Origin of the sequence: Janthinobacterium sp. SUN033 (genome assembly GCF_030397595.1) — a bacterium.
Taxonomy (GTDB): Bacteria; Pseudomonadota; Gammaproteobacteria; order Burkholderiales; family Burkholderiaceae_D; genus Janthinobacterium; species Janthinobacterium kumbetense.
Genome location: NZ_JAPQNV010000005.1, coordinates 509,351 through 529,301, shown reverse-complemented (window position 1 = coordinate 529,301; position 19,951 = coordinate 509,351). Strand labels below are relative to the sequence as shown.

The following is a 19,951-nucleotide window of genomic DNA, read 5'->3' as shown; positions in this document are numbered from 1 at the left end:
AAAAAGGGTTCGGCTAGACTGCCGGCGGCGCCAGCAAGGCGCGGTAGACGCGGCGAAAATCCTGCGCCAGGCGCTCGACCGTATAGGCGCTTTCGATGCGCTCGCGGCACGCTTGCCCCATGCGCTGCAACAGGGCGCGGTCGCCGTCGAGACGCGCGATGGCATCCGCCAGCGCCTGGGGATTGCGCCGCGGCAAGAACACGCCATGCACGCCATCCTGCATCACGTCGGCTATCGCGCCCACGGGGCACACCAGGACGGGCGTGCGCGCGGCCATGCTTTCCAGCAACGCATACGGCAAGCCTTCCTGGTGCAAGGTGGGGAAACCAAACAGGTCGGCCTGGCGCCACACGGCTTCCTTTTCGGCGCCAAAGACGGGGCCGAGAAAGCGCACCGCCTCTTGCAAGCCGAGCCCGGCGACGCGCTCGCGCAGCGCCGCTTCCTGGGGGCCGCTGCCGGCCAGCGCCAGCGTGGCTTGCACACCTGCGGCGCGCGCCAGGCGCAGCCCTTCGAGCAAGTCGAACAGGCCCTTGCTTTCCGCCAGGCGCCCCACGTACACGAGTGACAGCGGACGCTGCGGCACGAGCGGCCTGTCGCCGGGGTCGCTGCCCGCATCGATGGCGTTGGGTATCACGTCGAGCGCCAGCGCGTGATCGAAATCGCGATAGCCCTGCAGTTCGCATTGCGCCAGCAACACCACCACATCGGCCGCGCGCAACACGCGCCGCAGCAAACCCGTCAGCAATGGCTTGCCGTTGAAAAACACCTGCGGCAAGGCGCCGCCATGCACCTGGTACACGACGCGCTTGCCCATGGCCTTGGCCAGCAGCAGATACACGATGTCGCGCCAATAGCTGCGCCACTCCATGGACGTGTTGATATGCACGATCTGCGGGTGCTGCTTGCGCATGGCCTGCACGAACTGCACGGGGCTCCAGGCGAAACGCAGCAGCTTGTGCAGGCGCGACTCATTGCGGCCCTCGCTGCCGACCTGGAAGTGCACGAGCTTGTAGTCTTGCGACAAAGAACTGTGAAATAGTTGATTCAAATGGGTGGTTACCCCGCTCACCGCATTGAGTGCAGGTCCTAGCAGCATTATCGTAGTCATATTGGTATTATATGTTGTACTTTTGTAATTTAGACGCGAAGACAAATATATTTGCTGCATTGCGCTAACATCTACAACAATTTTCTTCCAAGGAACACCACCCATGGTGCATTCTGAGCGCCGTTTACGTGTTCGGCAACAACTTCTTGCCTGCGCTTCCAGCCACGGGCATCAACGGTGCGCGCCGGCCAGATCCAGGTAGCGCTGCGCCAGTGCCTGCGCCAGCACGCGGTAGCTGCGCCGCGCCTCGATATAGGCGACGCCGGCCTGGGCGCGGGCGCGCGCTGCGGGCACATCGGACAAGATGGCCGCCATCGCCGCGGCCATGGCGGCCGGTTCGCTGGCCGTCAGCCAGCCTGCGCCGCTGGCCGTCAGCACTTCGGCCTGGTCCGGACTGTCATTGCCCACGGCCGGCATGCGCAAGGCCAGGTATTCGAGCAGCTTGGTGGGCGAACTGACGTCGAACAGGGCGCCACGGGGAATATACGACAGCGCGGCGTCGGCCCCGGCCAGCAGGGGCCAGGCCTGGTCCGAGGGCAGCCAGCCCGTCACGCGCACGGCCCCGGCCAGGCCGGCACGCTGCGCATAGGCAAGCAAGTCATCGACGTCGGATGGCGTATCGGAAGCGCCGATCAGCAACAAACAGGCCGCGGGGATGCGCTGGCGCACGATCAGCAAGGCGTCCAGCAAGCGTTCCAGCTGGCGCGACTGGTCGAGCGTGCCCAGGTAGGCCAGCAAGGGCACCTCGTCCCAGCCCTCCGGCCGGACGGGCGCGATGGCTTGCGCCTGCAACACTTCCATGTCGACACCCATGGGCACGGCAGTGAGGCGCTGCGCCGCGATGCCGCGCGCCTGCATCATGCGCAGCATCGCGTCGCTTTGCACGAACACATGATTGGCGCGCGGCAACACAATGCGGTACAACAACCATTGTTCGAGCAAGCCCTTGCACAGCACCAGGCGCGCGCGCAAGGTGGGGCGCTGCGCCAGGCTGCTGCGCGCCCGTTCGATGCGTCCCTCGCTGATCAGGTATGACACCCAGTAATAGAACGGTATGCCCTTCAGGCGCGCCACCAGCAGGGCAAGCAGGCCCGTGGGCACCATGTCGCGCACCTGGATCGCATCGCAACCGGCGCGGCGGGCGCCCGCCAGGGCGCGCAGGCAGAGCCACTGGAAAGCCAGTTCGCGCAACAGGCGGCTGCCCAGGAAACGTCCGTGGCGTACCGAACGGAAACCCTGCGCCTGCGGCGGCTGTTGCGACGGCATGCCGACGATATCGCATTCGACGCCGTGGCGCGGCAGGTACTTGCCGAACAGTACCGCGACATCGGGACGAAACGTGGGCAGGCTTTCCGGCACCAGTTGCAAAATCTTCAGGGACATAGGCGGTTCGACGGCAAAAAAAGGTTGAGGCAGATACAATACGCCATGCGCCGAAGCATATCATGCCATTACGAAATAATTAATTATATTGCATTAGTAGCATCAAACCAAGCTTGCACCATTGATGAGCGGCAAGCTGGCCGCAGCATGACATGCCTCATGCCAAAACAATGCATAAACGTCCATTTTAATGCTATTGTAATAATGCAGTCGATTGCCAATCATTAATTGTGTGACAACGAGCGCCGGAACGGCACTGGCTGTTGTTTTAATGTGATAATGTTCATTTTTAATAAGGCGCAACAATGATCCACGTGCTGCTGTCGGAAGCGGGAACCTACCACGACATCGTCGAGCATCTGGCGGCGGGCGGCGCGCGCGTGACGCATATCGGGCCGGACGCGCAGGCGCACATGCGCAGCAAACTGTCCATCCTGGCCGCCATGCTGTCGCCGTCGCTGTTGCGCACGCGCAAATTATGGCGCCAGCAAGACCGCCTGCTGGTCGTCGGCTGGCAAGCGCTGCCCGTGCTGGCGCTGATACGCCTGGGCCTGCTACCGCGGCCGCAACGGCTGCTGGTGATGGCTTGTTTCATCCATGGCACGCGGGCCCGCAACGTGATCAACCGAGCCTGGCGCCTGCTCAATTTCCCCGGACTGGAATTCATTACTTTTTCCAGCGGCGAAACGCGCAACCTGACCGACAACGTCGGCATCGCGCCCGCCGCCGTGCATTTCCACCTGTGGCGCCAGCATCTCGACGGCGCCACCACGGCGTCCCAGCGGCAAGATGACGGCAGCATCTTCTCCGGCGGCTTTTCCAACCGCGATTACGACCTGCTGCTGGACGCGGCGCACGGGCTGGAAGCGCACCTGGTGATCGTGGCGTCGGCGCAAAACCAGATCCCCGCGCAAGACCCGGCGCAGACCACGGTCCATCTCGACTTGCCGGAAGCGCAATTTGAAAAGCTGCTGGCAAGCAGCCGGGTGGTCGCCATGCCGCTGAAAAGCCAGGGCGAAGCCTGTGGCCAGAGCGTGCTGCTGCGGGTATTGCGCAATGGAAAACCACTGATCGCCACGCGCCACGAAGCCATCGAAGCGTACCTGGGACGCGATTACGCCGGCTTCGTTGCCGCCGGCGACAGCGGCGCCATGCGCGAAGGCTTGCGCCGTGCCCTGTCCGACGACGCCTTCCGCGCAGACTTGGCCGCGCAGGTGTCGCGCGCCAGTGCCCGGATGGAGCAGCGCGGCGGACCGGGCCAGGAAATCGAACAATTTCTGCTCGCCAATTAAAAAATCCACTGCCGCAACAACGACAGTGGATTTTCCTTGAAGCAGCGGTCAGTTCGGCAATGTCACCACTTGCTTGCCGACCGTCAGCGTGCGGGCCGTGCCGCTTTTTCCCAGCTTGATCAGCGGCTTCTTGCAGCCGACATCGAGCACCGTGAGGAATTCGCCGCTCAGCGCTGCGGCCGACTTGATGAATACCCCATGCTCTTCATAGGTACCGGGCTGCGGCGGAGGTCCCGTGCGCTTTTCGAAACGCGCACCGGTGCTGACCGGCACCACGCACACCTTGCGGCCCTGATTCGTCACCGAGATGGCGCCGCCGGCGTCGACCACGATAGGCGCATACGTATGGAAGTTCCACTCGAACACGCGCGGCGTGGCCGAGGTCACCTGGTCCTGCACCACCACGGCGTCCGTGGTGCGCAGGAACCACAGCTTGCGCAGCGCCGATGTCAGCTGGCCGCCATAGGCCAGCGTGGCGTCGCCCGCCACATAGTCGACGGTGGCCTTGGGAGCAAAGGCGGTGATGCGGCCGTTGCGCGCCATGGTCGTTTCATAGCCGTCGACCAGCTGGCCCTGGCCATTGTCGAACGTCAAGGCATTGTGCGCCTTGGTCTGGCGGTACCAGGAACTCCACAGCGGCGAATCGTACCAGTCGTACCAGCCGCTTTCCGTCAGCAGGGGCACGCCCGCGCTGGCCAGCACAAAGCCGTTCTGGTCGCCGTGGCTGTGATTGAACGAACCGTAGGGACTCGATTTGAAATACACCGAGGTGCGTTGCAGATTGCCGATGTCGCTGTGCATGGCTGCCCAGCCGATGCTGGGGTAATACGCCGAGTTGCCTGGCGGCGCGGGCGTGGCCACCGTCGCCACCGGCAACGGGTATGGCGCCTGCAAGGTGGCCAGCGAATCGTCGGTGCGGATCAGGTTCTTGTAATACCACGCCGCGGCAGGCGTGGCGAAATGCGCGGCGAAACCCTTCATCATGCGGATTTCAGGCAGCGTCTCGTGCCCGTCGCCAAACACGTGGGTCTGCGAACCGGGCGGCACGAAATGCATCAGGTAATCGAGGAAGCCGCTGGCCCAAGGCTTGGTGAACAGGTCGACCTTGGTCGCGTAGGCAAGCGCCGGCCAGATCTGCAGCGCATAGTCGGCTTCATACTCGGCATACGCCGTGCCGTTGGCAAAACCGCCCTCCGGACCGCTCCACACGCTGTAGGAACTGACAAAGGCGCGGAACGAGAAATCGAACCAGTCCTTCGCCTCCGGGATATCGCCCAGGGACAGCGTTGAAATCAGCGTCAGGAAACCGATATTGCTGGCGGCGTGGGAATCGTAGGGATACTGGTCCAGGCGCCCCGTCTGCGCAGCCAGGTCGAGGTACATCGCATTCGTACGAACGCGTACCATTTCCAGCCACGCGGCGCGGCGCGGCGCATCGAGGGCGCTGCCCAGGTTGTCGACCGCCTTGATCAGGCTTTGCGCAATGGCGCGGTTGCCCTGGTCATGGTTGACAAAACTGGTACCGCCGTTCGGGCTGAGCGCGGCTTCCTGGTCGCCGCGCGCGATCGCCTCCACCAGATACTGGTTCTCGCCCGTCACGCGGTACAGCAGCGAGGCCGCTTCGAGCTGGCGTGCGCTCTGATTCGTGCGCGAAATGACGCGCGCATTCTGCGCCTCGTTGGCGGCCGTGCGCACCTTGCCTGGCGACAATGGCCACTCGGCGTCGGAGACGGGCGCGATCGCCGTCATATTACGTATCACCTCGGTGCTCAGCCAGGTCAGCACCTGGGTGCGGTCGGCGCGCTTGGCCGCGCTCCAGCTCGCAAAAAAGGTCGCGTTATCCTCCAGGCCGCGCGGACGCGGGCGCAAGACGATGGCAGCGCGCAAGGTGCTGCTTTCCGGCACTTCGAACACTTTCGACGTGGCGTCGATCACAAAGGTTCGCGGACTCGACCATTCATTGCTCGTGCTGGGACGCACGCGCCAGCTATAGGTGCCTGCCGCAAATTTCTTGGATGGCAGATACCAGTTGCGCGCCGACGTGAAGGTGCTGACCACGGTGCCCGCCAATTTGACTTCAATGACATACGACGCCGGCGACAGCGGATGGCGCGACCAGGTAAAACTGGGGGGATTTTGCGGCTGGATCTGGCGGTTGTCCGGCAAGGTGCGGACGGCCAATGGGTCGGTCGCCAGGGCCCAGTCGGCCTGGGCCTGGCCGCAGGCTGAACAGACGAGCAGCAGCGCCACTTTGACCAGCGTATATTTAGCGAATTTCATAGATTACCTTCTTAACATCAACTATCGAGCAAGATACCGCCGCTGCGTGGGGCATATCATACGCCTCCTGTCGAGGCTGCTTGCGAGACACAGGACGGCCCGCCGTACAAAATCGGGCAAAAGGCGAAGACACTGCTGAAGGCACTGCGAATACCTGTAAGCATATACCTAAAGTATTCTTCCGAACATTAATATTAGTTGCAGCTCAGCTATTAATGTGCGTTTCGCGCCACATTTGCCATTTGACGGCGAGCCGGGTCGGCAGCAAACAAGACAAGGCCAGGGCCACCCACCAGTGGCGCGACATGCCGCCGCCGGCGGCGCGGCGCAGCCCGGCCAGCGCCTCGCCGCGGCGGCCCCGCGCCAGCGCCGCGCGCGCCACGCTGACGCGCGCATCGGACACCAGCCGCAAGGCGGAACGGCGCGCCGGATTGGCCGCCGGCCAGGCCAGGGCGCGCCGTTCCAGCCGTTCGAACGTGGGCGCCAGCACATCGGCCGACTCGATCGCGCACAGGCTGCCGGCCACCTCGACACGGTAGGCCACCAGCTGTGCCGGCGTAAACACCAGGGTCAGGCGCTCGGCCAGCCGGAACCACAGATCCTGGTCTTCGCCAGCCGACTCGCCTTCCGGGAAGCATGGTTGCAAGAGCAACAAATCGCTGCGCCGGATGGCCACCGAATTCGTGCAGAAAAACGGTCCGCCACGGCGGCGCCGCTCGAAAAAGTCGTCGAGCAGGCGCGTCTCGCGCACGGCCCCGCCCTGGTAGCTGAGCGCCGCGGCGCGGCTGTCCGGTATGCGTTCGAAGCCGCAGGCGAAAAACGAGCCCGACGGATAGGCGCGCGCCATGCCCACCATGGTTTCCAGATACACGGGGCCGTACCAGTCGTCCGCATCGAGAAAACAGATCAAGTCGCCGCGCGCTTCGAGGATGCCGCGGTTGCGCGCGCGAGAGACGCCGCCATTGGCCTGGCTGACGAGGCGCACGCGCGCATCGGCGCAAGCCCGCACGCGCTGCGCGCCATCGTCGCTGGAGCCGTCATCGACCACCACCACTTCCCAGTCGGCATGGGTTTGCGCCAGCACCGAGGCCAGCGCCGCTTCGATATACGGCCCCTTGTTATACAGGGGCACGATGACCGAGCACAGCATCAAGCCATCCCCGGCACGCGCACCTTGCGCGCCCTGACGGCCTGCTTGTCGGCCACCGGGAAATACGCCGTCACGATAATGAGCAACAGCAAATGCGTCATCGCCTCCGCGGCAAAGCCCGTCAGCGACAGCGGCACTTCGCTGATCGAACGGATGGCGATGAGAACGAACAAGGCCATCGACAGGCCCTGGCTGGCCCGCGCCGTGCGCGCGCACGCATACAGCAGCGCCATGGCATACAGCACCAGGCCGATGGCGCCGATGGTGCCGGCGCTGGCCAGGCTCTGGTAAAACTGGCTGTGCGCATGGGTGGCGTATGGCATGCCGATGCTGATGCGGAACGCGTCGTCCCACAGCGGCAAGCCGTAGCCGAACACGGGATTCTTGTGCCATTCCTGCAGCGCCACCTGCCAGATCACGTCGCGGCCCGTCAAGCTGATCAAGTCGGAGCCTTCGCTGCTGGTGGCAAAGTGCGCCAGCTTGGCATCGATATTGCCAAACATCACATACAACATGCCAAACGTACACAGCAGGATGAAGCAGAAGATGCCGACGATCGGCAATTGCGGGCGGCGGTAATCGAACAGCCGCTCCTTGATCTGTTCGCGGAAACCGAAATAGGCGACGCAGGCAAAGCACAGGAAGCAGGCGATCCAGCTGGTTTTCGATTGCGCCAGCAGCAGGCTGCCCAGGCCCAGGCCCCAGGCGAACAGGTTCAGCGGGCGCCAGCCATAGGGCTTGCGCCACAGGCACAGCAGGAACACCACCACCATCGGTCCCAGGCTGTTGGCGTGATTGGCCAGGCCCGTATAGCGGATGCTGAGGAAGGGAATCAGACCGTGGTAATTCCGGTTGACGACCATGTTCGGCTTCCAGGCAAACACGGCCGCGCTGAGCACCAGGAACAGCAGGGTGGCGTTGCGCATCGAGATGACGCTCAGGTCGACCTCCTTGTGCGTCATCAGCAAGGCCGCATAGCCGGCCAGGAACATGTACAGGTATTCATGCGATACATTGGTATGGCGCCCCAGCACGGCCGGACTGACGATATTGCTGAGGAAATACACGAACAGCGCCCAGAACAGCAGCATCGGTATCGGCTGCAGCTTGTCGCGCGTAGTCAGGCGGTGCAGAATGCGCTCGCCGCAGGCAAAGATCACGAACAGGGACGTGAGCCGGCCAAACCAGGAGCTGGCCGGGTGCCGCGCCAGCGCCTGCATGCCCATCTGGAGTTCATCGCCCGAGACATCGCGGTTCGACAGGATGGCCGCCACGGCGATCGACAGGAAGACCGGATAGAACACGTACGGCACCAGTCCCGTCTCGCGCTTGCTGCCCCAATGGATGCTCAAGGCGATCACGAACACCACCACCAGCGCGGCGACCACGGCAAACAGGCCAAACAGTATTTCACTCATGTAGTTCTCGCGTATCCAGTAAGTTGTCGCGCGCGCCACAGCGGGCGCGCAAATAGGAGACCACCCTGGCCGGCAGCGGCGGGCTGAAGCGGGCAAGCATGCCCACCGCGCGCGTGCCCAGCAGTTCAGGCCAGGCCAGCACGGCCAGCAGCAGGGTCAGGCCGCCGAACAGCGCGCCGCCCAGGAATGCCGGCAGCGGATGGCTGCCGCCCAGGCCGCCCAGCATGGCGCCGCCCCAGCTGCCGGCGGCGGCCAGCAAGCCCATGGCCAGGCCGCGCGCGGCCAGCGGCGCCAGATCGCCCGGCCCCACCTGCAGGCGCAGGCACGCCACCGTGCCCACCACCAGCGCCCGCGCCAGCAAGGTGCCGGCGGCGATCATGGCGACCACCGCCCCGCCCTGCCCCGCCCACAGCACCAGCGCCGCGCCGGCCAGCACGATCAGCGGCAGCTGCAGCAGGCTTTCCAGGTGCTTGCCGCCCGTATTCCACAAGATCGGCGTCGACATGCCCCACGTGATGTACGCGGGCATGGCCAGCGCAAGAATGCTCAGCACGATGCCCGACTCTTGCCACACCTTGCCGTACAACACGCCGATCAAGTCCGGCGCCGTCATCGCCAGCAGCACGAACAGGGGCAGGATGATGATCCAGATGGTCGCCAGCACCGACAGATACGTGTCGCGCAGGCGCGGCAGATCGTCCTGCAGCTTGGCGCCCGTGGCCAGGAAGGCCGGCTGCAAGGCGCTCAGGAACAGCGAGTTGGGCGTATTGGCCAGGTTGTAGCCGACCGCATACACGCCCACCGCGTGGGCATTCAGGAAGCGGCCGAGGAACACGCGGTCCATATTGTTCAGGCACCAGTTGCACAGATTCGTCACGAACACCGTCACGCCCACATTCGTCGAGCGCCGCGCGCCCTCGTACCACAGCAACGGCTTGAGCGAAAAGCGCGTGCGCGCATACGTCAGCACCAGCGCCGTGGAAGCCTGTCCCAGCCAGGCGCACACGAGGGTCCACACGCCGGCGCCCGCATACGCGAGCGGCAAGCCCACCAGCAGGTAGCCGACGATATAGCTGATCACCTGGATGATGTTAAGCCAGCGGAAATCGAGGGCGCGCCGCAGCAGGCTGCTGCCCGGCGCCGTCAGCGCATTCAGCAGGCAAGTCAGGCTCATCCACGCGATCACGGGCGCGATGCGCGGTTCCTTGAAGTACGCGGCGATCCACGGCGCCATGAAAAACAGCAAGCTCATGGCCGCCAGGCCCGTCAGCGCCTGCCACGTCACCGTGAAGCGCACGTCTTCCTCGCTGAGCGTGCGGTTTTGCACCAGCCCCCAGGAAAAACCGAAATCGGCCAGAAAGTTGCTAAATGTCAGCACAATCAGTCCCATCGCAAACAAACCGTAGTTTTCCGGCCCCAGCAGGCGCGCCAGCACCACTTGCGTGACCAGCTGCAGGCCAAACATGAGGACCGTGCCCATCGCCGCCCACTTGACGGCGCTGACGCTTTTCTTGTTGATGTCGCTGCTCATGATTCTCGCTGTCCGCCACGCCGTGCCGCGCCCGCCGGCGCTTTGTCATCGTTCAAGCCATGCCTCATCCGGGCGGCGCGCCGATCAGGCGGCTGCGCTGCGCTGCCGGCATGCTAGCCAGCAAGCCGTTGACGAAATCGGCCTGCAAGCGGTAGGCGCGCGGCAAATCCGTATCGATGCTCGACACGCGGAACAGCATGGCGTCGGCCACGGTGCCCGTCAGGCCATAGCGCAATTGCTCCAGGCGCTGCTGCATGCCCACCTTGCTGATCTTGTCGCCGATGGTGATCCAGTACGTGATGGGCTCGCTGCGGTTGCCATTCACGGCCAGCAAGCGCTTCACGGGCAGGCTGCCGTAGGCCGAGGCCAGCTCGGCATATTCGTCGCGCTCGACCTGGAAACCCTGCGCCGCGTAGCACACTTCCGGCTTGTGCACGCCCATGTTGTCGCTCTGGTCGCCGCCGTACGCGATCGACAGCATCACCCGTTCGCCGTGCCCATTGACGTAGGTGCGCGACAAGGTCTGGTTGTAGATCTTGTTCAGGCGTTCCTGGGTTTCCGGATCCACCTGCAGCGGCACGATGGAACTATCGACGCGCCAGTCGCCGAACGCTTGCGGTATCGCCGCTTCCAGCGAAAAACTCGGGCGCTGGTCGGCCATCTTCACGCCCGGCGCCACACCGTGGCTGAGGACGGCTGCGCCCAGCAGCAAGGCGCCCAGCAGCATATTCATGCGCAGTGCAGCGTTCATGTCGACGCTCCCACGGTTGGCGCGCGGCCCGCCTGGCGCTTGCGCACGATCCACTGCAGCAAGCTGTCGACACTGAGGATCAGCAGCAGCGCGGAAATGAACAGCACCATGCCGGCGAAGCCATGCAGGAAGCCCTGCCCGGCCGCGTCACCGAAGTAATACGTAATCAGGGTCAGCACCATCACGCGGATGACATTGGCAGTAAAGGAAATCGGCACGATCAGCAGGGCCAGCACGATGTTGCGGAACGGCGAAGTATGCCGCACCAGGTTCAGGTAGAACAGGCCCAGCGCTTCAAGCGTCAGCAGGGTCTGCAAGCCGGCGCAGGCGTCGGCCACCAGCAGCTGGTACTGGCCGATCTGCAGGATCACGCCATTGCGGGCGATCGGATAGCCGGCCAGGAAAAGCAGGTGTTCGGTCACATACGAAACCGCCATTTTCATCGGCATGGTCAGGGTCGTCACCAGCGGCAGCGGCAGCGGCACCATGAACAGCATGAAAAAGAAGGGAAACCACAGAATGCGCGCGGCAATCCAGCCGCGCTTGAGCAGCAGCAGGGCCAGGCCGGTGCCGATCAGGGCGAGGATTTCCAGCGACAGGATATGCTGCGAACGGCCCAGCACATACAGCAGCAGCGAAACGGCCAGCAGCGGCCAGCCGGCGCGGGCCGGACGGGCGCCGGCGCTCTGCGCCAGCATCTCGGGCCATTTGCGGTAGATCAACCACAGCGACAGGGCCAGGATGATGGGGCCGTGCGCCTGCTCTTCGGTGGACCAGATGCCGCGGAACAGGCCGACCAGGCTGGGCGCGAGCATGGCCAGGAAACCCAGCGCCAGCGGCAGCCAGTCCGGCACGGCGGAGCGGCCGGCCTGCGCCGGCGGCATGGCGTGGCCTGGCGCAGCCATCAAAAGTCGACCATCACGGAACCGACCACCTGGGCGCCGCTATGCGTCATTTGCTCGGCCATGGCCGCCACTTCCGCCATCGGCGTCTTGTTCTTGCGCGCCACCAGCAGCACGCCGCCCGCACGCGCCGCCACGGCCAGCGCATCGGAACCGGTGGCATACGCCGGCACGTCGTACAGCACCACGTCGTAGCGGCTTTCCAGCTGCTTGTTGAGCGTGACGAAGGAGGTACGGCTGAGCAGTTCCTGCGGATTCGGCGGCAAGGTGCCGGCGGACAGCACCGACAGCGCGACAAACGATTCCACCTTGGCGATGATATCGAGTTCGGCGCGGCCGGCCAGCACGTCGGACAGGCCCTGGCGTGTCTTCAGGTCGAAGATTTCCTGCTGGCGCGGCGCGCGCAGGTTGGCGTCGACCAGCAAGGTGTGCTCGCCCAGCTGGGAAAACACCACGGCCAGGTTGGCCGCGAACAGGCTGGCGCCGTCGCCCGGCTCCATGCCCAGCACCACCAGCGATTTGCTGCCGCGGGCGAACCAGCGCAGCATCAGCTGGCTGCGCACGGCGCGCAGGGTTTCCACCTGGTGGCTGAAAGGCTGGTAGGCGGCCACCAGTTCCTGCGGATACTTGCCGGCGCCCGGCTGCAGGTACGGATAGTCGAACTGGCGCGCCAGCACTTGCTCGATATCGGCTTCCGTGATCAGGCCCAGGCGCAGGGCCGCTTCGCCGAAGCGGATGCCCAGTTCCTTTTGCATGCGCAGCACGCGTTCGGCGTTTTCCGGCGTGATCTTGCCCGATTCGAGCAACAGGCCGCCAATGCTGGAATCGGTGCCGCGCGCCAGCGGCGCAGTGGTATTGAGGAGGTGTGGACTTGAAGTCATGATAGGTTCCATCTCAGTTCAGGCGCAAACGGCGCGGCAGCATGCCGCGCATGCGACGCTGTTTAGGTTTCCAGTCGACCACGCCGAACACGGGAATCTGCAGCACTTCGCTCAGGTCCTGGTCGGAACGGATACGGCGGTCCAGCAATTCGGCCAGCAGCGCGATGCCGCAGCCCAGCATGAGGCCGAGGAAGATCGACAGCAGCACGTTGCGGAGAATCTTCGGGCTGTCCGGCTCGATCGGCGCCGTGGCCGGATTGAGCATGGCGATATCGGACTGCTCCGCCTGGCCTTCGATGCGCGTCTGCGACAGGCGCTGCGAGGTCACGTCGAAGGCGCGCTGGGCGCTTTCCACATCCTTGCTCAGCACGCCCATTTCATCGCGCGTCCGGTTCAGTTCCAGCACCTTGGCTTTTTGCGCCGCCAGTGCGGCGCGGATCGCACCTTCGCGCTGCTGCAGGATCTGCGCATTGTTGCCCACGCTTTGCGAGGTGGCGCGCGTCTGCTCGGCCAGGTCGCGGCGCAGCTTGTCCACTTCCGCCTTGGCGCTCTGGTATTGCGGGTGATTGCGGTCCAGGCGCTGGCCCAGTTCGGCCAGCTTGCCCTCGGCATTGCCCAGGCCCAGCTTCAGGCTCTGGATCAGCGGATTCGACGCGACGTCCGGCGATTCGGACAGGTTGCCGCCCTGCGCCATGCGCTGGCGCGAATTGGCTTCCATGGCCTGGCCCTGCGCCAGCACCAGTTGCGCCGACAGGTCGTTCAAGCGGTTCGATTCCACATCGAGGCGGTTGTCGACGCTGACGATGCCATTGTCTTGCTGGTATTTCGACAGGCGGCTTTGCGCGCGCTCAACGTTGTCGCGCAGCAATTTGGTCTGGTCATCGAAGTACGTCGTCGCCTTGCGCATCGGGTCGACCTTCAGCTGGATGCTGACCTTTTGATACTGTTCCGCAAAGGCGTTCGACACGGCCGCGACGAATTGCGGGTCGGCGCCCTTGAAGCTGACATCGACCACGCTGCTTTCGCGCGACGGCATCACTTCGAGTTTCTTCAGCAGCAAGTCGGCCAGCCAGTCGCGCACCGTGCCCTTGCCTTGCGCCGCGTCATTGAACTGGGCGATCACGGCGGGGCTGCGCGCCAGTTCCAGCTGGTCGACGACGCGCAAGGCCACGTTCTTGCTGCCGATAATATCGACCTGGGTCGCCATGTAGCCAGGCAGCAACTGCCCCGGCATGGTCATGCCCGTCAGGGGATCGACGCCCTTGTAGTTCAGCAGCAGGGTGCTGGTGGCCTTGTAGGTCTTCGGCAGCACCAGGCTGACGCCCAGCGCCAGCGCCACGGTGATCATCAAGGTCAGCAGCACAATCTTCTTGCGTGCCCGAAGGATCAGCAATAGTTGGGTGAGGTTCATTTGGAAACTTTCAATACAAAAAGGTAGGGAGCCAGTTGCTCTTAGAACAGGCTTTCCTGGACATACACGACATCGTCGACGCGCAGCAGGTCGTCATGCTTGACCGACAATACTTCCATCTGGCCTTCCGCATTGCGGCGCTTGACGCGCACGCCCCGTTCGGTGCCGCGCAAGGTCAGGCCACCGCCCACGGACAGGGCTTGCAGCACGGTCATGTTGCGTTCCAGGCGGAAGGCGCCCGGACGCTGGACTTCGCCGTAGATGTAGAAGCGCGGCGCGCGTTCCACGTAGATGATGTCGTTGCCGCCCACTTCCATGTCGCCCTTCAGGTCGCCGTTGCGCACGATGTCGAGAATGTCGGCCACGTCGCGCGTGGCAGTGCCGCCGCGCTTGCGGATCACGGTGATCTGGTCGGCGCCGTCAGGACTGACGCCGCCGGCCATGGCCAGCATGTCCATCACGCTGCGCTTGCCTTCCACCGGGTAGCGGCCTGGGCGGTTGACCTGGCCCAGCACGGACGCCTGCTGGCTTTGCAGGCTGGTGACGATGATGTTGACTTGCGCCTTGCGCAGGAAGCCGCCGCTCTCGAGCAAGCCGCCCAGTTTCTTTTCCGCTGCCGACGTCGACAGGCCGCCGACGGCCACAGCGCCCACCAGCGGGAAGGTGATTTCACCCGCTTCGCTCACGCGCGTCTCCAGGCCCAGGTCCGGGTTGCCGTAGACGGAGATTTTCAGCACGTCACCAGCCCCAAGGGGGACATCGGCTGCACCGGCCATGCCTGCGGCGAGGGCCAGAAAGGCCGCCATCATCCAGTTTGCGAGTCGTTTCATGATTACAGATTCCCGTTGGTAGATTGCTGATGTTTAACTACTTGTCGATAAGTCACTTATTTCAAGCCCGCCACGCCGCGCTCGTTGGCTTCATGCGCGCTGTTCGCCGGCGCCGCTGCCGCAGGTGCGCTGGCCGTAGCCGAGGCCGTAGCCGCTGCATCCTTGTTGAAATACTCGATCTTGGCGCTGGCGCGCAGACGCTTCAGTTCCGCTTCGGCCGCATCCTTGTTCTTCTTGTTGGCCAGGAACTGCTCGATTTGCGGCGCCGCCGCGTCCAGGCCCACCGGGCTGTCCTTGATATCGGCCAGCGCGATGAGCAGGCTGCGCTCGCCTTCGCGCACGATGAACAGCTGGCCCTTCGGCATCGATTGCAGTTTGCTGCTCAGTTCGGGCGCCAGGTCGGCGCTGGTGCGCGACACCTGGGTGCGGCCGAACGCGATCTTGTGCTCCTCGAGCCATTGCGCCACGTCTTCCAGCGACTTGGCGCGGTCCATGACGGCTTTGAGCTCATCGTTCAGCGCCGCCGTCGGGATGACCAGCTCGCGCAGATCGAATTGCTTGCGCTGGCTGAAGAACAGCGGGTTTTTCGCGAAGTACTCTTCCACTTCGGCCTTGCTCGGGCGGGTGGCCGCGCCGATGCGCTTTTGCATGTATGCCTGGGCAACGATCAGCGCCTTGGCGCGCTCGATGGCCTGCATGACTTTCGGATCGCGGTCGACCTTTTCCTTGGCCGCTTCGTTCTGCAGCAACTGGCGGTCGATCAGCGACTCGAGCAACTGCTTGCTGGCCGCGGCCTGCTGCGGCGCCTGCACGCCGGCGCGCTGCAACTCTTCATTCAACTGCAAGACGGTGATTTCTTCGCCGTTCACGCTGGCCAGCGCCTGGCCAGCCTTTTTTTCCTTGTTGCCGCAAGCGGACAGGCCAGCAGCGGCCAGCAGGACCAGGGCGGCGCACAACAAACGTGGCGCGGGGCGGGAGTGAATAAAATGATTCAAGCGTACTCCTTCGGATGACAGGTATGACGGGGGTGGAAAATCCGGCGCAGTATAACGGGCCATGGCCAGGCTGCACTGCACGGATGCCCCGAAAAATAGTTATTCGTCAAATAATTAACAATATTGTAAACATAATACACATAATGCATGGCGACAAGCAAAATATTTGCTTAAAAATCTACTAATGAGATATAAAAACAACTATTTCCACAGTCTACTTGATTGCAAAAAATTATGTATTGCGTGGTTCAGACCGACTTTAAAATCGATAGTTGGCGCGTGCCGTCCCGGACGGCTTCCCGTCAGGGTGACGCACGTCCGGCAGGGGCAAGGCCGGATACTGCTCACATCGTGAACCCTTTCCAAGAGGAAAGTATTGGCGCATGGCCGGCACGACTCGTGGCAAGGTGAGCGCGGAGTGGTCGCGTAATGCGCTGGTGCTCTATAGATGCTCCATTTTAACGCGTATTGACTCCGTGCAAAGTATATTCAAACGCTATTTTTTCCTGTGGGCAGCATACTGGCGCTCAATGGGCGTTCTCGCGCGCCAGCACCACTTTGACCGTGCGCGCGATAATCCACAGATCCAACCACAGCGACCAGTTGCGCAGGTAATCGAGGTCGAAATGGATGCGCGCCTCCATCTTGTCGAGCGTTTCCGTCTCGCCCCGCAAACCGTTGACCTGGGCCCAGCCAGTAATGCCGGGCTTGACCTTGTGGCGCAGCATGTAGCCCTTGATCAGCTTGCGGTACTGCTCGTTGTGCACGACGGCATGGGGGCGCGGTCCGACGATGCTCATGCGGCCCTGCAGGACGTTGAGGAATTGCGGCAGCTCGTCGAGCGAGCTGCGGCGCAGGAAGGCGCCGACGCGCGTCACGCGCTGGTCGTTCTTGGTGGCCTGCACCACCGTGTCGCCATCTTCGCCCACCGTCATGGAGCGGAATTTGTAGACGACGATTTCCTCGCCATACAGGCCATAGCGGCGCTGGCGGAAAATCACGGGGCCTTTCGAGGTGGTCTTGACGGCGATGGCGATGACCAGCATCACCGGCAGCAGCAGGATCTGGATCATCAGCCCCAGCACGATATCGCTGCCCCGCTTGACCATGCTGTTAAAGCCCGTGAACGGCGATTCGCGGATGGCGATGACGGGCATGCCGCCCACGTTGTCGAAACGCGCCTGCATCAGGTCGAAGATATAAATATCCGGCAGGAAATACACGGAAGCCGTCGTATCTTCGAGCTCGTCGAGCATCTTGCGGATGCGCGGCTGGGCCGAAATCGGCTGGCTGATGAAGATCATCTTGATGTTGTGTTCGCGCACGTAGGAGGCGATATCATCCATGCGCCCCAGCATGGGTTCGCGCATCTTTTCCGGCCAGCGGTCGTCCGTGCGGTCATCGAAAAAGCCGTGCACGTGCATGAACAGGTTGGCATTGCGCTCGACGGTGGCGGCAAACTTCAGGCTGGCGTCGTTGGCGCCGATGATGACCACCGAGCGCACTTCGCTGTCGCCGTCCGGGCGCAGGCTGAACCTGCGCCCGGCCAGGTGCCCGGCCAGCAGCACGAAGGGCGTGAGGACAAACCAGGCCAGCACCACTTCGGTATCGAAATGATAGGCCAGGCCCGTGGCCGAGCCCAGGAAGGTGAGAATCAGCGCGACGATGGTCCAGCCGACGAGGATATCGCGCGCATACGCCAGCATGCGGCCGCTGCGCCAGGTACGGTAGGGGTCGACATGCTGGTAGACCGTCGATGAAATGAAGACGGCCAGTATCATCAGCACCAGCGTATAGCCGGTGAAGGTCGAACCCGACAACACCGTCATCAGGTACAGCAAGCCCATGATGATGATCGGGTCGAGGACGCGCTGGAAAAACGAAATCAGGGGTATATCATTGACAGTCATGTTGATCTTTAAAACTGTACGCTGCCATTGAAGGAAATGCCCTTGGCCCGGTAGCTGCCGCTATCGATGATGGCGACGCCTTCGCGCCGCTCGTGGAACACGCGCACGCCAAGCTGGATTTTCCGGTGCGGCGCATACGTCGCGCCCAGCGAGGCCGTGCGCGTGGTGTCGCGCCCGTCGCCGGGCAGCACCAGGCCGCTGACGGCCTCGAAATCGCGCCGTTCCTGGCGCAGCTGCGCATCCACGCGCACCTTCGACGTGGCCGTCCAGGTCGCGCCCAGGCTGGCGCCCGTGTTCAGGCTGCTCGTCACCAGCGAATTGTCGACGGAACCGAATTCGCGCCAGACGATGCCCGTGAAATTGACCTTGCCCAACGGCTTCCAGTACACGCTCAGCCGGCCATTCGTGCCGCTGGTATCGCGCCCGGACAGCAAGTTGTTGCGGTGGCGCACCCAGCCACCGAGGAATTCCATCTGCGTGATATCGCTGAAATCCCAGAGGACATTGGCCTTGACCTCGTCCTGGCTATAGCCGTTGCCGTACACACTGGCGTCGAACGCGCCGCGGTTCGGATACTTGCCATTCAGGTGGCGCAGCTGCACGCCGACGCGGCTGTTGCTGCGCGCCAGGTAGTCGACGCCAAATTCCGTCGCGTCTTCCACCCAGTTGGAAAACGCCTGCGACGGCAGGTCATACGAGTAGCGGTCGCGCGACAGGCCGCCGCGCACGCGCCAGCTGGGGTGGAAGCGCCACGCGCCATTCACGTACTCGCGGCGCTGCGTGCGCAGATTGCGCACCGAGCTCTGGAAGTCGCTGAACGGCGTCAGGGTCTGCGAATAACTGGCGCCCACATGGCCTTCCAGGTGGTTGGCGATGTGCCATTCCAGGTCGGCCAGGTAATCCTTGCCATCGTAGTCGAACTGGCTGAAGCGGTTGAAGCTCACCTTCGACCACTTGGCCTGGCCCGTCAGTATCTGGCGGCCGATGGGACGGTTGAACAGGAAGCCCGCCTGCAGCATCCTCGACGTATCCGAACGGGGGCCGGAAAACCCCCGCACATCGTCAGGCAGGCGCATCAGGTTGTCGTCGTACGAATAGGACGTGGCAACGAAAGGCTTGATGGTGTCGCTGATATCGGCCACGGCGGCGCCGCTGGCCAGGGTGCCCAAGAGTAACAGCGCAACCGGCAAACGCGGGCTGACCGTGAAGGCGGCGGCAACGGCTTTTTTACGCAAGGAATTCAACATGGATTTTGTCTTTGAAAGATCACACAGTTGATAGGCAATACTACCAGTAAATCCAGTGCCCACCAGAAATAATCCAGAGGCCCAGCACGCCGTTCGTCACGCCGTGCGCGAGGATGGGCGACCACAAGGACTGGCTACGCATGTACAACAAACTATAGACCGCACCGGCCACCATGCCGGCCAGCCATAAATTATGCTCAAAGCCAAACAGCAACACGCTGATGGCGAAGGCCTTGGCGCTGGCCAGGCGCGGATCGGCCCGCAAAAAGTCCGGCTTGTCGATCCAGCGCAGCAGGAAGGAGCGCCAGAACAGCTCTTCCATCACGGGCACCACCAGCGCCGCGCCGGCGATGCGCAGCACCACCAGGCTCCACTCGATGCGGCCATCGGTGCGGGGGTCGAAACCGTCCGGCTTGCCGATGCTCATCCAGCTGGCGTCGAGATTGATCCACAGCAAAAAAACAACAACACCGCCTGCCAGCGCCCCGAGAATGGCACGCGCGCCCAACGGCGTCCACCGCAATTCCGTGTAACTGCGGCGCCAGTACAACAACAAGCCCAGCACGACGCCGATCTTGACGACATACAGCCAGCGCAAGTCCTGCGCGGCAACGCCCAGGCGGCCGAGCATGTCGGCAATGGCAATGAAGGAGAGATAGGCCAGGAATGGCGCTACCCGGGGCAAGGCGGCGCGGTCAAACATGCTGCCACGCATCGGAGGAGGAGCTGCGCGCCGGACGCGGTGGTCCGGCGCGCATGTTTTTCATGACAAACATGCATCCCCCGATGTAATAAATATAATTATATAATTATATCAAGCAGAACCGTTGCCGTGGCAAATAATCCTGACTTAATTACAACA

Annotated in this window: 17 protein-coding genes; 1 reads left to right on the top strand and 16 read right to left on the bottom strand. The window is 63.3% G+C overall.

Translation table 11 applies throughout. The features are described from left to right. Nucleotides 1-13 precede the first annotated feature (13 nt). The 3 genes from OX460_RS22990 to OX460_RS22980 form a co-directional block, all read right to left on the bottom strand. Nucleotides 14-1,048, bottom strand: a complete 1,035-nt coding sequence (locus OX460_RS22990; RefSeq protein WP_289900045.1) for a glycosyltransferase family 4 protein — start codon at nucleotides 1,046-1,048, stop codon at nucleotides 14-16. A gap of 231 nt (nucleotides 1,049-1,279) precedes the next feature. Beyond that, nucleotides 1,280-2,491 (bottom strand): glycosyltransferase, encoded by a 1,212-nt coding sequence (locus tag OX460_RS22985; RefSeq protein ID WP_289900044.1) that lies wholly within the window; start codon nucleotides 2,489-2,491, stop codon nucleotides 1,280-1,282. Between the two features lie 102 nt (nucleotides 2,492-2,593). Beyond that, on the bottom strand, nucleotides 2,594-2,794 hold the full coding sequence (locus OX460_RS22980) for a hypothetical protein (protein WP_289900043.1): 201 nt from the start codon (nucleotides 2,792-2,794) through the stop codon (nucleotides 2,594-2,596). A 2-nt stretch (nucleotides 2,795-2,796) separates the two neighbouring features. Here OX460_RS22980 and OX460_RS22975 point away from each other — a divergent pair, with 2 nt between their 5' ends. After that, complete coding sequence (locus OX460_RS22975) at nucleotides 2,797-3,783, top strand: glycosyltransferase (RefSeq protein WP_289900042.1); 987 nt, start codon at nucleotides 2,797-2,799, stop codon at nucleotides 3,781-3,783. 48 nt (nucleotides 3,784-3,831) lie between these two features. On the opposite strand, the gene OX460_RS22970 is transcribed toward OX460_RS22975, so the two are convergent. From OX460_RS22970 to OX460_RS22910, 13 genes are all read right to left on the bottom strand, one after another. Next, nucleotides 3,832-6,063 carry a heparinase II/III family protein gene (locus OX460_RS22970; protein ID WP_289900041.1) on the bottom strand — a complete coding sequence of 744 codons (2,232 nt, stop codon included), beginning with the start codon at nucleotides 6,061-6,063 and terminating at the stop codon, nucleotides 3,832-3,834. Between the two features lie 205 nt (nucleotides 6,064-6,268). Then, a complete protein-coding gene (locus OX460_RS22965) occupies nucleotides 6,269-7,213 on the bottom strand; it encodes a glycosyltransferase family A protein (protein ID WP_289900040.1) in 945 nt (314 codons plus the stop codon). Further along, on the bottom strand, nucleotides 7,213-8,631 hold the full coding sequence (locus OX460_RS22960; RefSeq protein WP_289900039.1) for an O-antigen ligase family protein: 1,419 nt from the start codon (nucleotides 8,629-8,631) through the stop codon (nucleotides 7,213-7,215). Before OX460_RS22960 ends, OX460_RS22965 begins: the two co-directional genes overlap by 1 nt. Beyond that, nucleotides 8,624-10,162 carry a lipopolysaccharide biosynthesis protein gene (locus OX460_RS22955; RefSeq protein WP_289900038.1) on the bottom strand — a complete coding sequence of 513 codons (1,539 nt, stop codon included), beginning with the start codon at nucleotides 10,160-10,162 and terminating at the stop codon, nucleotides 8,624-8,626. The genes OX460_RS22960 and OX460_RS22955 overlap by 8 nt, the downstream gene beginning before the upstream one ends. A gap of 64 nt (nucleotides 10,163-10,226) precedes the next feature. After that, complete coding sequence (epsI, locus tag OX460_RS22950) at nucleotides 10,227-10,913, bottom strand: exosortase-associated protein EpsI, B-type (RefSeq protein ID WP_289900037.1); 687 nt, start codon at nucleotides 10,911-10,913, stop codon at nucleotides 10,227-10,229. Next, nucleotides 10,910-11,818, bottom strand: a complete 909-nt coding sequence (gene xrtB, locus OX460_RS22945) for an exosortase B (RefSeq protein ID WP_289900036.1) — start codon at nucleotides 11,816-11,818, stop codon at nucleotides 10,910-10,912. Before xrtB ends, epsI begins: the two co-directional genes overlap by 4 nt. Next, nucleotides 11,818-12,696 (bottom strand): chain length determinant protein tyrosine kinase EpsG, encoded by an 879-nt coding sequence (gene epsG, locus OX460_RS22940; protein ID WP_077409017.1) that lies wholly within the window; start codon nucleotides 12,694-12,696, stop codon nucleotides 11,818-11,820. The genes xrtB and epsG overlap by 1 nt, the downstream gene beginning before the upstream one ends. 13 nt (nucleotides 12,697-12,709) lie before the next feature. Next, the gene (gene epsF / locus OX460_RS22935) at nucleotides 12,710-14,107 is read right to left on the bottom strand and encodes a chain length determinant protein EpsF (RefSeq protein ID WP_077400960.1); all 1,398 of its coding nucleotides are present in this window, start codon (nucleotides 14,105-14,107) and stop codon (nucleotides 12,710-12,712) included. A 41-nt stretch (nucleotides 14,108-14,148) separates the two neighbouring features. Beyond that, a complete protein-coding gene (gene epsE, locus OX460_RS22930) occupies nucleotides 14,149-14,937 on the bottom strand; it encodes a polysaccharide export protein EpsE (protein ID WP_077400957.1) in 789 nt (262 codons plus the stop codon). A 56-nt stretch (nucleotides 14,938-14,993) separates the two neighbouring features. Next, nucleotides 14,994-15,932 (bottom strand): EpsD family peptidyl-prolyl cis-trans isomerase, encoded by a 939-nt coding sequence (locus tag OX460_RS22925; protein ID WP_289900035.1) that lies wholly within the window; start codon nucleotides 15,930-15,932, stop codon nucleotides 14,994-14,996. Nucleotides 15,933-16,459: 527 nt separating this feature from the next. Continuing rightward, entirely contained in the window at nucleotides 16,460-17,842 is a 1,383-nt protein-coding gene (locus OX460_RS22920; protein WP_099665081.1) for an undecaprenyl-phosphate glucose phosphotransferase, read from the bottom strand. Between the two features lie 8 nt (nucleotides 17,843-17,850). Further along, a complete protein-coding gene (gene epsL, locus OX460_RS22915) occupies nucleotides 17,851-19,089 on the bottom strand; it encodes an XrtB/PEP-CTERM-associated polysaccharide biosynthesis outer membrane protein EpsL (RefSeq protein WP_289900034.1) in 1,239 nt (412 codons plus the stop codon). A gap of 40 nt (nucleotides 19,090-19,129) precedes the next feature. After that, a complete protein-coding gene (locus tag OX460_RS22910; RefSeq protein WP_289900033.1) occupies nucleotides 19,130-19,792 on the bottom strand; it encodes a CAAX prenyl protease-related protein in 663 nt (220 codons plus the stop codon). Nucleotides 19,793-19,951 lie beyond the last annotated feature (159 nt).